General features: G+C 49.8%; 10 protein-coding genes. 3 read left to right on the top strand and 7 right to left on the bottom strand.

The genetic code is table 11. The annotated features are described in order from the left end of the window. Nucleotides 1-255: 255 nt before the first annotated feature. Nucleotides 256-768, bottom strand: a complete 513-nt coding sequence (locus IDH45_RS24295; protein ID WP_223836925.1) for a GNAT family N-acetyltransferase — start codon at nt 766-768, stop codon at nt 256-258. A gap of 275 nt (nt 769-1043) precedes the next feature. On the opposite strand from IDH45_RS24295, the gene IDH45_RS24290 reads away from it, so the two are divergent. Further along, nucleotides 1044-3008: a leucine-rich repeat domain-containing protein gene (locus IDH45_RS24290; protein WP_190930731.1), complete on the top strand. Its 1965-nt coding sequence runs from the start codon at nt 1044-1046 to the stop codon at nt 3006-3008. 394 nt (nt 3009-3402) lie between these two features. Here IDH45_RS24290 and IDH45_RS24285 read toward each other — a convergent pair whose 3' ends face one another. Continuing rightward, the gene (locus IDH45_RS24285; protein ID WP_190930730.1) at nt 3403-4998 is read right to left on the bottom strand and encodes a right-handed parallel beta-helix repeat-containing protein; all 1596 of its coding nucleotides are present in this window, start codon (nt 4996-4998) and stop codon (nt 3403-3405) included. A 144-nt stretch (nt 4999-5142) separates the two neighbouring features. Then, entirely contained in the window at nt 5143-5997 is an 855-nt protein-coding gene (locus tag IDH45_RS24280) for an AraC family transcriptional regulator (protein ID WP_190930729.1), read from the bottom strand. A gap of 171 nt (nt 5998-6168) precedes the next feature. Between IDH45_RS24280 and IDH45_RS24275 the strand changes: the two genes are divergently transcribed. Next, entirely contained in the window at nt 6169-7458 is a 1290-nt protein-coding gene (locus tag IDH45_RS24275; RefSeq protein WP_190930728.1) for an ABC transporter substrate-binding protein, read from the top strand. A 60-nt stretch (nt 7459-7518) separates the two neighbouring features. On the opposite strand, the gene IDH45_RS24270 is transcribed toward IDH45_RS24275, so the two are convergent. After that, nucleotides 7519-7686, bottom strand: a complete 168-nt coding sequence (locus IDH45_RS24270; RefSeq protein ID WP_190930727.1) for a hypothetical protein — start codon at nt 7684-7686, stop codon at nt 7519-7521. A gap of 45 nt (nt 7687-7731) precedes the next feature. On the opposite strand from IDH45_RS24270, the gene IDH45_RS24265 reads away from it, so the two are divergent. Continuing rightward, complete coding sequence (locus tag IDH45_RS24265) at nt 7732-7989, top strand: helix-turn-helix domain-containing protein (protein ID WP_190930726.1); 258 nt, start codon at nt 7732-7734, stop codon at nt 7987-7989. A 211-nt stretch (nt 7990-8200) separates the two neighbouring features. On the opposite strand, the gene IDH45_RS24260 is transcribed toward IDH45_RS24265, so the two are convergent. The 3 genes from IDH45_RS24260 to IDH45_RS24250 all read right to left on the bottom strand — a co-directional run bounded on the left by IDH45_RS24260 (nt 8201) and on the right by IDH45_RS24250 (nt 13431). Continuing rightward, the gene (locus tag IDH45_RS24260; RefSeq protein ID WP_190930725.1) at nt 8201-11320 is read right to left on the bottom strand and encodes an efflux RND transporter permease subunit; all 3120 of its coding nucleotides are present in this window, start codon (nt 11318-11320) and stop codon (nt 8201-8203) included. Beyond that, entirely contained in the window at nt 11317-12639 is a 1323-nt protein-coding gene (locus tag IDH45_RS24255) for an efflux RND transporter periplasmic adaptor subunit (RefSeq protein WP_190930724.1), read from the bottom strand. The genes IDH45_RS24260 and IDH45_RS24255 overlap by 4 nt, the downstream gene beginning before the upstream one ends. A gap of 327 nt (nt 12640-12966) precedes the next feature. Beyond that, nucleotides 12967-13431: a phage tail protein gene (locus IDH45_RS24250; protein ID WP_190930723.1), complete on the bottom strand. Its 465-nt coding sequence runs from the start codon at nt 13429-13431 to the stop codon at nt 12967-12969. Nucleotides 13432-13448 lie beyond the last annotated feature (17 nt).

The raw sequence follows: 13448 nt of genomic DNA, 5'->3' as shown, positions 1-13448 counted from the left end.
CAGATAAGAGTCTCTGGCACCCTCCATTTTCGGCATATGGGGGTGACCGAGACAAATAGAGGCGGTTTGACCCTTTATTTCCGCCACCTGAAGGGGTCTGCATCTCATTCGTCGATATTAACAGCTTCAAGCCGCTCTTATTCCGCGCCCATGCCGGTTTTCGGACAGATTAAAGGCTGCAAACCACTCCTATTCAACTGCTTCCCCAGCTAAATACAGGATATGACAAGAACTCGCGATCGTATCCGTCAACGTTCATGATTTAACTTTAGTGAAATACAGGTTCAGATCGTCATCCGCACAAACCATACTGCCAGGGATAACTGGTTGTTGCTGATACATGAGTCCTCGGCCGTCTGGCACATATCCTCTTTTTGAGTATAAACGCTGTGCACTGCCATAACTTTGATAAAGTCCAACACCAATTCCCACAATACTGTACTTCTCGAATGCAATTGCCTCGACAGCTTCCATTAATGCATTTCCAATTCCAAGCTTTCGAAATGGAGGGATAACATTAAAATCGTTAATCTCCGGTATGCCATTTTCAACAAAGTGAGGATAGTGAGATGTAGTAAGAAGATGCAGGCTTCCAACAAACTGCCTCTGGTAAAAGCCTAGCAACGTTATTTGTTCACCTGTTTCGTTTTGTTCCCAACACCTTAAGATGTAATCCCTGGGTTTTCCAATATGATGTTCGGTGAATACCCGATACACAAGTTCCACGTCTGCTTCCGTCATATGGCGAATTTCAATTGAATTACTCATACTTTCCGCTCCTTCTCATGCACAACTTGCGTTTAAGCTTATTTTACCAGTTGGGCTCATGTTAGGTAGGTCATTTATAACTTAAACGAAATTTTCCTTTCTGATAGTTCAACGGCATCCTGACAAAGTAAAAGCAGTGAGATCTTCACACATTAAACATTTCCTGATATCGAAAGAGATGCTATCATTAGGTAAATTATACTAAAAGAAGTCCGAATCTAGGCATCCCTGAGCCAGCCGTGAATGACGGTTTCGGAAGTTAAGGAGACATATTGATGTGGAAAAAAGCTTTAGTTTTCTCGATGGTTGTCCTGGTCCTGTTCTCTTCTGCCCCTTCAACCAGCTTAGCGCAAGTCCAAAATCCGGTCTGGTTCGAAGATCAAGCACTGGAACTGTTGGTCAGAGAAACGTTGAATGTCCCCTCCGATAGATCCATTACGCGAGGAGATATGGCGAGTCTCACAACATTGGGAAATATGGGGAAAGGCAGTTGGTATGGAATTGAGAGTCTGGTCGGCTTGGAGCATGCAGTTAATCTGAGATCCTTGACTCTAGCCCATAATAAAGTAAAGGATTTGCAACCGTTGCAAGGGTTGTTCTCGTTACAACGTCTCGACCTGAATAACAATATCATTGCAGATATCGGTCCATTGCGAGAGTTGGTTAACCTGAAATCGCTTACCTTGTATTTCAATGAAATCGAGGATATAAGCGCAGTGGCTTCTCTGAAAAAATTGACTCGAATCGAATTAAGTTCCAATCGAATTACAGATATTACGCCCATTGACAGTTTGACCGAACTGGAGTGGTTCAGCGCTCCATTCAATCAGATCGAGTCGATTCCCCATCTCGGCAATTTGAATCGGCTGATCTACCTAGGGTTGCTTCGAAACTCGATCAACGACATAAGCGGGCTTTTATCTTTACCGAGTCTACGCTATTTAACGCTTGGTTCGAATCGGATCACAAATATTCAGCCGATCCAAACGCTTCGCTTGTTGGAGAGTCTCGATCTGAGCGATAATGCTGTCGATGATCCGAGTCCGATCTATTCGCTTAAATCTATCCAGAGCCTTAACGTCTCGAGCTTAGGAATTAAGGACATTTCATTTCTGAGGGGGTACGATTTGCTCACTGAGTTCAAAGCGGCAAACAATGAGATTCGTGACATTTCCCCGCTTGGCCGGCATGTTGGCCTCACTCAAATCGATTTGAGTCAAAATTGGATCGACGACATCTCGGTCTTTTCCAAGCTCTCCCGGTTGGAAACGTTAAAATTGGCCGGCAATCGCATTGAAAACGTGAATAGTCTTAAAGACTTGTCCGTACTGCGATCGTTAAATTTGACCGACAATCGGATTTCGAATGTAGTGCCCATATCTGGGCTAAAAAATCTTTATTGGTTAGATATCGGCGGAAATCCTGTATCGGACTATACGACACTTCGCGGTTTGCGTCAGTTGACTTCGTTGTCTGTGCCGAATGCGGGTTTGAAAGATATCGGTTTTGTATCTGGACTTACCCGACTGAACTCACTTTGGCTCAGCGGCAATCAAATCGAGGATTTAAGCCCGATCCAGGAACTGAAGGGCCTAATGGATTTACATATAACGGATAACCGGATTCAAGATCTGACGCCTGTTGCATCTCTACGGAATTTGCAAAAAGTCTGGGTCGACTATAATCAGATTGCCGATCTTCAGCCGATCCAGTCCTTATCCAAGCTCGCTGTGCTATCCGCCAACAACAACCGGATTACCGATGTTTCGCCGCTGGCCTCCATGCCCGCTCTATGGGAAATCTATCTGACGAGTAATCCGTTATCTGGCGAATCTATCGAAATATTAGAGCAAAAGAAGGCAAACGGCTCCACCGTTTCCTACGGCGAGCGAATCCAAGTGTCGATTAACGGGAATTTGCAAAACTTCTCGCAGGAAGAATCACCTCAAATCATTCAGGATATCGCTTTCGTACCTTTAAGGAAAATTTTCGCTGCTCTGGGTGCCGTGGTTCGATGGGACGAGGAAACGCGATCGATTGTAGCCACCAACGGCCAGACCGAAATCAAACTTTCGATCGACTCCAAGATCGCGTCAGTTAATGGTGCCAAAGTAGAGCTCGAGGAAGCACCCCGAATCGTAAACCATATAACGATCGTTCCTCTACGGTTTGTGACGGAAGCTTTTGGAAGGACCGTGCGCTGGAACGAAGAGAAGCAGCGGATTGAAATCGGCAAGTAAAAGCTAGCTTTTGTGTAAGTTGATCCTCTAAAAATACATACAGCGGAAGTCCAAAGCAAGTCTTGGATTTCCGCTGCCTCTAGATACCACAATTCAGAGCTTTTTGTTGGAAAAAGGGATAGATTAGAACTCTATCGGTGCAAACCCGTTATTTTGCCTTCTCCGAAGCAATTACTTTATTGATCACTTCTTCGACGCTTCTCAGCACCGAGTTCACATCCTTCTCTTCCACAACAGCTTTCTAAAGTTCCTTCATGAACAGGTTCTGGCCGGCGACATTCGTTAATCCCGGCTCTCGGCCAGGCATTCCCGGCAAAGCAGATCCGGTGTGAGGCATAGCCTTGCCGGGCCAGTCGGTCCCACAACGGCATATATCCATGAAAGAGGCTTCCTATTAATTCGGCGTTGTACTGAAAGTGCCGTCGAACACCCGGTTTCCGGCACCAAACTGTGTATCGCTAGCGGTATTTTCGATGCCGATCAGCGTACCGCCGTCAAAGCAATCATTTTGGCTGACCATATTACTCGAACTTGTCGTTTCGGCAATTTTTATCCCTGCATACGGCTTGAATGCGAGATCTCCCTTTCGGCAAATATTGTTGGAGATGACATTGTAATCGCTGTTCGAATACACGCTAATATTATTGTATGCGTTATCATTTCCTTGACTATTTTCTTTGGCATAATTGGCATCGACCAGATTATGATGGCTTCGCGAAATCCCTATGCCATGAATGTTGTTTCTTCTGGCTTGGTTGGATTTAATTAGATTTGCCGAGGAGTTCTCCACCTGTATCCCGGAAGCGTTTTCAATGACGCTGTTGTCTGAGATGATATTGTCCGAGGAATGCGATACATGAATGCCGTGATTTCCGTTTTGCAATACCCGGTTTCCGATTATCGCGCATTCCTTTGTATTTCCTAAATAAATACCATTTTTAACGTTCTGTTCAATCACGTTGTTGGCAACGGTAATATCCGTCACGTTTTTCAAATAAACGCCCGAGATCCCGTTACCCTTGAATGTGCAATTCGATACGATCGTCTTCCGCACGAATGTATTCCCCTCTAAGTTATCCCTTCTCGCAAGCAACAATCCATTGCCGCTGTTATTTTCAAAATAACAATTGGAAATGACGATGTTCTCGGCAATGCTATGATTGTCCGGCTCAATATCGATTCCAGCTTGCGGAGCCGTTCCATTCGTATTGGTAAACACGCAGTTCAGTATTCGTACATGATTGGTGTTGGCTAGTGTGAGCCCTTGCCGTCTGTTATTGTGAAAGATGCAATTTTCGAACGTAATATGGCTGGAAGGCGTAGAACCTGTCGCGACCGCGCCATCTCCCCAACAGTCGACCATGCTGACGTCCGAAACATTGACGTTGCTGCTCTCATTGATCCGGATGCCGTACCCCCATTCACCGGTAGATCCAACATGAGAATTTCGTTCACCTTCAATTGTACCGCCTACGATCTCGACATGCTGCACATTTTGGATATCAACGATGTAGTATCGTTCCACCGACTGGGGCTTCAAGCGGATAACGGCTTCCGGGTGCATCACAACCTTTGTATGGCTGCGTACGCTGAGGCTTTTTAAACCATCGACCAGATCGACGGCATATACGCCCTTGGGCAAATAAACAATCCCTTGCTGATCAAGGGAGGCCTGAATCGCTGCCGTGTCGTCGGCAACGCCGTCCCCAATGGCCCCGACAAGAGGTGTCGGAGGATGCATTACATTTATAGCTCGGTTATGGATGTCCGTACTCCATTCCGCAAGATGTTCCGTCACCACTTCTTCGGCAATGTCGCGGATTACCCCGCCGTTTCGTTCGACGGCCTGTGCATCGGCCATTTTTATGCCGCCTCCCACGATAACGCTGGTCACGGCAACTGCTCCGGCCGCTCCCATATATCCGAGTAGCCTCCTTCTGTTCGTGTTGTGTACAGAACTGCAGCCAGCCGATCCTTGTTCCTTGGACATGAACTCATCTCCCTTTTATTCGGTTCCACTTAACCATAATGAAAAGTGCAAGTTCTGTCCTCTGCTTATTTGCCGCATGTCGAGAAAAACCCGCCAATTTTGCCATTACTGCGTATGACGAAGGCTATGCGTGATGCGGGACTATCACATTCTTGTTCGTTTTCGGTATTGCAGCGGAGAGCAATTCGTAATTTTCTTGAACGACTTCCCGAAATGTGAAAAGTTATCAAATCCGACATCCTCCGATATTTCGATCACCTTGCAATCGGTTTCCCGCAGCAGTCTTTGGGCTTCTTTTATCCGGACGATCGTAATGAATTCCACGAGAGAAAACCCGATCGTCGCCTTAAATACTCGGCTCAAATAAGTGGGACTCATATAAAACCGTTTGGAAAGAACGTCAAGTGAGAGCCGTTCATGAAAGCGGTCATGAATATGGCGGACGATGTCCAACACTTTCTTATGATTCGGACTGACATCCTCTGCCGGACGGTTCAATCGTTTCTCGTTGCATCTCAAAGCGAATATGAGAAATTCCAGCACAAGCGCTCCGATGCAGACTTCGTACTCCTTTCCCCGATTTTTATGTTCCGCCATTATTTTGTAAAACAATTCCTCCGCGATGCGCTGCTCATGAACATCGAGAGACAGTATCGGGTTTCCCGTGCAAAATGGGGAGCAACCATCCTTCAGCAAACGATGATGCGGCCCGATCAGCTCTTTTTGAAAATACATTACAATCCGTTCGTGTTCGGGCACTCTCGCCACCATCGTCTTATGCACATCGTAAGGGTTAATGAAGACAAGATCGCCCTTGGATATGCGATATAGCCGATTTTGAATGAAGTAGTTCCTTTCGCCCGACAACAAGTAATAGATTTCGAAATTGGCATGGAAGTGAAGCGTGCTCATATCGAAATGCTCGGAACGCTTGTCACTCTTGATGGAGAAATAATGCGAGCTGGCTCTTACCCCATTAGTACCCTTAAGCGCATTCATTTGATCGCCTCCTAGTCCATACAATAACAAACCGCGGTGAAATTTACATCAAAATTTGCGGCATTTTCGGTTCAAAAAGGCAAAGAAGAAAGCGATAATCAGGTCGGGATGCGATAAGGTTATACACGAGAACAGTAAGTTCTGCCACGTTATTTTTCCAGGGGGGATCGTATGAAAAAAGTGTTGTTTTTTGCCGTAGCGATCGGTGCGCTGTCCGTCGCATCGGGATGTGGGGACAATGCTGGAGAGACCGAATTGCCGGCAAAGGGAATCGTTCAGGAAACGAAAAAACCGGTAACGCTCACGATTTATCCGATGGTTACGATTGCGGATGAAGATTTTCAGAAGCTGTTTGTAGACCCGGTCAAGAAAAAGCATCCTCATATTACGTTGGAATTGATCAAAAGAGGGAAAGGCAATACGCTTACGGAGCTTATTATGGCGGGAAGTCCGCCCGATATGAATCTGATTACCCAGGGAGGCATTCCGTCGCTGCGCAGCATGGATCTTCTTGAGGATCTCACAGGGCATTTGAAGAAACACCAAGTCGATTTGACCCGGTTTGATCAAGCCTACATCGACGCCATCAAAGTCACCTCCGATAAAGGGGAGATTTACGCCCTCCCGTATACGGTCAACTTCAACGCTTTGTACTATAACAAAACGATATTCAACAAATTTGGCGTCGATTTTCCGAAAGACGGCATGCTCTGGGAAGATGTTATCGAGTTGGCCAAAAAACTAACCCGCACGGATGCGGGCGTGAGTTACAAAGGTCTCGATCCCGAGAAAATAGAGCGGCTTGCAAGACCGCTGTCCGCGCTAACCGTCGATCCGGCGACAAACAAGTCGCTGCTTCAATCCGACAAATGGAGAAAAACATTCGAATTGGCGCGAGCAATCTACACCATACCTGGAAACGAATTCAAAAAAGGATCATTGCGCTCGCCGTTCTGGACCGAACAAAATATTGCCATGCTGGCGACAATCAACATTATCCCGTTTCTGAAGGAACCGACCGAGCAAGGGCTGGACTGGGATTTGGCTCAATACCCGAGCTATAAGGAATTGCCGAATGTTTACGGCCAGGTAGACGGGAACTACGTGATGCCGCTAAAAACGAGCAAGCATATGGACGATGTTATTAAAGTTATGGATGCGGTAACATCGGAAGAGGCCCAGTTGATCGGAGCTAGACAGCTTGGAAGACAATCGCCGTTGAAAAACCCGGCGATCAAGAAAGCGATCGGACAAGATATGCCCCATGTGAAGGGCAAACGAATCGAGTCCATCTTTAAAAGCGTGCCTGCTCCTTACTTGCCGCCCGCTTTATATGACGGCAAAAGCTCCACTGTCATTAACGAGGCGCTCGACCTGTTGTTAGGCGGAAAAGATTTGAATACGGTGCTGCACGAAGCGGAGGAAAAGCATAACAAGTTCCTGGACGAGGAAAAAAAATAATCATAAAAGAAACACACGCTACCGATGAACAAACGTTCTGTAACGTGTGTTTGCTACCTCTTAACTCCGATCGCCGATCCTCTTGTTGATCGACAGCCTGTACGTTTTGCTCCCATCCGGTGTCGTCAAGACGATCCCTTCCGTAACATGTAGCTGCTTCCACCGCTGTGCCGCCTCCCCTAGCGATGCGGCACCGCCCTGCATGGGCAGCACATTGTAGTCCATCATGCACCGGTTCATCCCCTACCCATTTCGAAGCACCAGTCTTTCTCCATGCCTTGTTCTTGCTCTGCTGTTCGCACAATCTCCACCTTGAAACGGACGGTGAAAAAGGTGACCGGCTACCCGCTGCACGAATACGTTCACCGGCTTAAGGTGGCGGAAGCGAAAAAGCTGCTGATCAGCACCGAGCGTACATTTAAGGTGATCGCTACGGCGCTCGGATACCGCGACGTGTTTTATTTCTCCCGCTTGTTCAAAAAGTACGCCGGCATGTCGCCTCGCGACTATAAGAAGACGAACGGTGGTTAGCGCGTATCCAACTTGTCCAAACGACCTCCCGTGAACTTCCCATAGGTAGCCGTTCCATATAGCTTGATTGTTAACCTCCTTCGTGCTGCGACTTGAAAATAAAAAGGGAGCGCCCCTGCTTATGGGGCCCTCCCTTCCTGGGAAAACGATTGTGATTTATGATCGCTTCCGCCTCAACGGTTTAACCCCTTCGCCCAGGACCGTTTCATTCTCAGCTGCCGGAGCTCTGCGTGAAGGAATTCGCAGCAGGTTTAGGCTCATTCAGCTTTTCTTTACGTTTCAATTTCAAGTTCGCGAGCACCATATACAGAGACGGCACGACGAACAGCGTCAAGATCGTCGAGAAAATCATCCCGAAAATAATCGTCATGGCAAGCGGACGGAACAAAATATCCCCGATCGTCGCGATCGGAATCATACCGACGATCGCCGTGAGCGATGTCAGCACAATCGGACGGAAGCGGGCAGACGCGGCCTGCATAACAGCTTCCTTCAGCTCCATTCCATGGTGACGCGCTTCCTCGATAAACTCGATAAGAACGATCCCGTTCCGCACGACGACACCCGCAAGGGATATAATGCCCATAATGCTCATGAAACCGATCGGCATACCTGTCAAGAAAATGCCAAGAATCCCTCCGGCCGCAGCCAGGTACACGGTCGTCATGATCAGCAGCGGCAATGAAAGCGAGTAAAACTGCATCGTCATCAGAAGCACGATCAGGAAGGCGACGATGATCGAAAGCTTGCCGAGACTCGCGAATATATCCGCTTGTTCCGACGTTTCACCGCCGATACTCCATTCGTAGCCGTCCGGGAACTTGAGGTCCGTTAGCTTTTTCTGCACCTCGGCCATTACTTCGGTCGCAGTCCGGCCGGATACGTCGGCGGTAATCGTTACAGTCCGCTCGAGGTTATACCGATTGATCTGCGGGATCGAGAACCCGGGAACCATTGTCGTCAGTTGCGACAAAGGGATTTGACGGCCTTGGGCGTTCGTCACCTGCACTTGTTGATACAATACATTCGGCTCGGCCTCGTTCTTAGCCACATACAGATTGATGTCCACAAGCTCCCGTCCGGTGTCGAATTGGCTGACGGTTAAGCCTTGGCCGACCAGCAGCAAGGTCCGGGTCAAGTCGTTGTAGCTGACCATATAGCGATCCATGGCTTCCTGATTCGGCTGAAAAGTCAGGTTGTACCGCTCGATCCCCATATCGTCCATCACGTTCACTGTGCCCTGGACGCCGGCGACCGCAACTTTCACTTCGTCGGCCATCGCCTGAAGCTCACTCAAGTTCTCGCCGCTCAGACGGATCGATACCGGCGAACCGACCGGTATACCGAGCTGCGGGACATGGATACTGAGATTCGCACCCGGGTATGCGGCGTTCAGATGCGACTGCCAGGCCCCTACCGTCGTTTCGCGGTCGAATTTGTCTTTGACCCCAATAATCTGGAGCTGCCCGGTCGTCGGACTGGACGGTGGAGATCCGGATGCGATGTCGCTGAACAACGTCGGGGCGCCTCCGCCGGCCGCATACGTGATTCGCTCCGTTTCCGGCTGCGACACGACCCAATCGGCGATTTCACGGACGACCCGGTCAGTCTCAACAAGGGAGGTTCCCGCCGGCATCCGGATGTTGATCGTCGCTTCCGGCCGTTCCGAATCCGGGAACAGCTCGATTGGCGTAAACAAGGCAAGCGAGTACGCCGCTGTGCCGATCAGCAGACCGGCCAGCCCCGTAATGAGCGGCCGTTCCAGCACCTTGGCCATCCACCGTCCCGCATAGATGCCCGTTACCGTTTGGAACTGCTTCCCGAGGAACCCGGAAGGTTTTTGCTTAAACTGCCCCGCCTTCTGGCGCTTTCCATCGTACCAGCCTCGGAAGATCGGAATGATCGTGAGCGACATGACCATGGACGCCAGCATCGTCAGCGAAACGACGGTCGGAATCGGCTTGATGAAGGCGCCGATGTCGCCCTGCAAAAACAACAGCGGCGCGAACGCGGCGATCGTCGCAAGAGTCGCGGTCAGAATCGAGATCGACACCTCTTTCGTCCCGTTAACTGCGGCGACGGCCGGACTTTCCCCGAGCGCCGACATTCGCCTCTCGATGTTGTCATTAACGACGACGGCGTCGTCGACCAGAAGTCCGAGTACAATGATGAGGCCGACGATGGAAATTTGATTCAAGGTGATGCCAAGCGCCGGCAAAAAGATGAACCCGAGTCCGATGGAAAACGGAATCGCAAGCGCCACAGTTGCCGAAGTAAGCAGATTCAGTCCGAGTGTACAGATCAGGATAACCGCCGCTATGGCGATTAACAGCTCCTTGCTAAGCTCGGCAAATAGTTCATTGACCCGATCGTTTTGAGCGAACAGCGACTCCAGCTTCAGATGTCCGGGCAAGCTGGGAGCCAGCTTGTTCATTTCTTCGTTTACAAGCCGGTTCATCGTAGGAACGTCACTGCCCGTTTCACTGTTCAAACTGATCGTGATTGCCGGTTTTCCATTGTAATACGCATAATAGTCCGTTTTCTTATACGTGAACGTCGCGCTCCCGATATCTCGCAAATAAACCGGCGAACCGCTTTGCGTTTGCGTGACGATGACCCGGTTCAAGATTTGAGCCTCTTGCGCCTCCGGCACTGTCAGCAAATACTCGCGACTTCCGAAATCGAGACTGCCTGTCGGGACACGATCGTTATAGCCTTGCAGCGAGTTCAGCACTTGCTCCCAAGGGATGCCGAGCTGCCCAAGCTTCTGCGCATCCACCTCGACGCGGACTTCCCGCTCCGGCAGCCCCCGGATGTCGACGCCCGCGACACCGGGCACGGTGCGAAGCTGATCCTTCCACGTCACCATCAGATCGACCAAACTATGAAGCTCCTCCGGGCGATCGGCTGTAATCGCGAATTGCTCGATGAACGACTTGGCGAGATCGTCATTGACGACTGGCGCTTCCGCGTCTTTGGGCAAGCCCGCCTGGGCATCCTGCACCTTTTTGCGCAGCTCGTCCCACTTCTTAGCCGCATCCGCATCGTCGTCCGCCTGCACCAGAATGGACGAGTACCCGTTATGCGAAGTGGAGGTGATCGTTTTGATGCCTTGAATTTCCTTGATCTTCTGTTCGATGACCTTCGTAACTGTCTGCTCGACCTTCTCCGGAGCCGCTCCGGGATAGATCGTCGTCACGAGCGCCTGTTTAATGACGACGTCCGGCATTTCTTGGCGCGGCAGCTGGGAAAATCCAAAAAAGCCTACGATCAGCGCCATCAGGAGAAAGAGCAGCGTAATTTTCCGTTTTTTGATGACGTATTCGATCACTTGGCACGCTCCCCGGCTGTCGCGATCGAATCGCCATCAAACAATTTGTACGCCCCCTTGGTGACGATTTGATCGCCTGACGAAACGCCTGAAGTCACTTGAAGCCGATTGTTTGTAAGCTCTCCGAGCGTGACGTTCGTCTTCACCGCTTTGCCGCTGACCATTTTGAAGACGTAGGGTTCGCTGCCTGTACTGACGACCGCCTCGACAGGGACGAGAATCCCCGTTTCTCCGGTCGACGTTCGTGCAGCCTTCACGACTTGTCCCGGCAGCCAGTCCGCCTTCGCATTCGGCACGAGCACCTCGACGTTCACTGACCCGGTGCTTGAGTTCGTTGTAGGATACACGTTTTTGACCGTCCCATTCCGGGACTCTCCGTATAACGTAAGCGCCACCTCTTGTCCGACGGTCCATTTGCGGATTTCTTGATCCGGTACGGGAAGCACGACCTTCAACTGCGTCATGTCGCCGATCCGGAAAGCAGGCTGACCTCCGCCCGTCAGTTGCCACGCCGAGACGAACTTCTCCAGCACGACGCCCTCGATCGGGGAGAGAAGCGAAGACTTGTCGACGGCCATCTGTGCTTGATCCCGTCCTACAAGCGCTTCCCGCCCAGCCGCTCTGGCCTGCTCGAGTCCCGCGCGTGCCTGCGCCAGCGTCGCTTCAGCGGACGTGACGCCTGACGACGACTGTTCGCTTTGCGCCTTCGCGTTGAGATAGTTGGTCTCCGCTTGTTTGTAGGCCAAACGCGCGTTGTTCATATCCGTCTCCGAAGCGCTTCCGTCTTTATAGCTAGACTCTACCTTGTTCAATTCGTACGTCGCTTTGCGAAAAGCTTCCTGGGTAAGCGCCTCTCCGTTTTTACTCAAGACGTCCCTCGATTGCCGCGCATTCTCTACACCCACCGTCGCGGCTGCGACGGAAGCCTCCGCCTGACGGACTGCCGCTTCGGCTTGCCCGATCGCGGCTTCCGCCCGATTCAATTGAAACTTGTAATTCGATGCATCGAGCGACGCCAGAACGTCTCCCGCCTTAATGACGTCCCCCGCTTGTACGAAAGTCTCGGTAACCCGGCCATCCACTTCGAAAGAGACGACAGCCTCCTTCACCGATTGCAGGGTGCCTGCCAGCGCATACCGATCCAGAACAGGCTCCGGCTGCACCGTAATCACCTCAACCGTCTGTATGTTCGCGGCAATGATTTCCGCATCCTCATTCCCTGCTTGAATCGAGCAAGCGCTCGAAAGTAACGCCACAACCCCCCAGGTCAGTACAGAAAGCGAAATTTTCTTCCTACGATTCGATTTCCAGTCATCCATTTCTCTACCTCTCTCTATAAACTTGTAGTCCTGCGTGATTGGAACTCCAGTTCCATTATAATGTAATGATATGGACTCGTCATCTTATTCGATACTTGTTCATTATTTCGAAACTTTTTATATTCACCTCCAAGTGAGCTCTCTGTTTCTTCTTTATACTAAGGTTTGACATCCGACTTCCTAGGGCTTGAGTTTGAGTAAATATGTTCCCAATCTGAGCCTTGTCTAAGACTTCGACTTCAAACGAAAAAGCCTCGATCAATAGGATCGAAGCCAGGGATGCGATTTGGTTGTAGTGAGAACGGGCAGAGGTAACCGTATCAGCGCTTAATATTCGCCTTTAATTACAAAAAACGAGCCACGGATTGTTCCAGCCAGTTTCGAATTTTGCCTTGCAAACTTGAACTTCCCTTCCAGCTCCTGGGGTACCTCCATCCCTACAGAAAGCTTAAAACCAACAGCCCGCTTCTTGGGATCATCAACCGTATACATGACGTTAACCCCAAGACCGTCCTCATAAAAAACGTAGGCCATTTGGATATTTTCCACTTGAAAACGCGAAGTTTCTAACGGTTTGCTGGAAAACTCGATACCACGCTCTTCTTTCAAAATTCGGTTCACATAATCAAGAGTATCCTGGCTTTCGCTAGCCGGTACAACGGTAAAAGGGTGCTTGTATTTGTTCATAAAGTATCGGGCTTCATTAGCACGCAACCCGGCAAGCGCTTCTGCAACAGGTGAAGACTCTAAACCGACCGTAGATACTTGTTTGAAATCGACGATATAGGACATTTTCATCTCTCCTCGGA

Origin of the sequence: Paenibacillus oceani (genome assembly GCF_014705615.1) — a bacterium.
In the GTDB taxonomy this organism is placed as follows: domain Bacteria; phylum Bacillota; class Bacilli; order Paenibacillales; family NBRC-103111; genus Paenibacillus_AB; species Paenibacillus_AB oceani.
Note: the sequence above shows the minus strand (reverse complement) of the source record. Positions and strands in the feature narration are given on the sequence as shown.